Below are 812 nucleotides of genomic sequence, written 5' to 3'. Positions count from 1 at the left end.
GTTTGGTTCGATCGAAAACGGTGCCGGCAAGGTGGCTCGGGGTGCAAGCCCTGAGATCTTATAGGCCGGAACTGCTAAATCGTCCTGGACTCAGGTGCCGAAACATGCGCTCTAAGCTGTGGGGTCCTGCCGCTGCCTGGGTGGCGTCGTTGGGGAGCAATGCTCCGTCTCGGCGTCCACTCGGCACCCGGTGGGGGTTCCCCATTAGCATGTTGGGGATTCTGACGAAATGGTCGTCATTCACCCGTCTTGAAACACGGACCAAGGAGTCTTACATGTGTGCGAGTCAACGGGCGAGTAAACCCGTAAGGCGTAAGGAAGCTGATTGGTGGGATCCCCCTGAGGGGTGCACCGCCGACCGACCTTGATCTTCTGAGAAGGGTTCGAGTGTGAGCATACCTGTCGGGACCCGAAAGATGGTGAACTATGCCTGAGCGGGGCGAAGCCAGAGGAAACTCTGGTGGAGGTCCGCAGCGATACTGACGTGCAAATCGTTCGTCTGACTTGAGTATAGGGGCGAAAGACTATTCGATCTATCTAGTAGCTGGTTCCCTCCGAAGTTTCCCTCAGGATAGCTGGAATCCATTAGCGAGTTTTATCAGGTTAAGCTAATGATTAGAGGCCTTTGGGGCAAAATGCTCTGAACCTATTCTCAAACTTTAAATGGGTAAGAAATGGGTCGTTGCTTCGGTGACCTTCCATGGAAATCTCGGATTCTTAGTGGGCCATTTTTGGTAAGCAGAACTGGCGATGCGGGATGAACCGGAAGCCGGGTTACGGTGCCAAACTGCGCGCTAAGCTCGATCCCACAA

Annotated in this window: 1 rRNA gene; it reads left to right on the top strand. The window is 54.2% G+C overall.

What is annotated here, in order from left to right:
* Positions 1-214: 214 nt before the first annotated feature.
* Positions 215-812, top strand: a 23S ribosomal RNA gene (locus tag B5P40_RS34240); the annotation flags it as partial.

This window comes from Bacillus sp. SRB_8 (assembly GCF_003264205.1).
Lineage (GTDB): Bacteria > Bacillota > Bacilli > Bacillales > Bacillaceae_G > Bacillus_A > Bacillus_A mycoides.
This window is presented reverse-complemented; position numbering and strand designations above follow the sequence as displayed.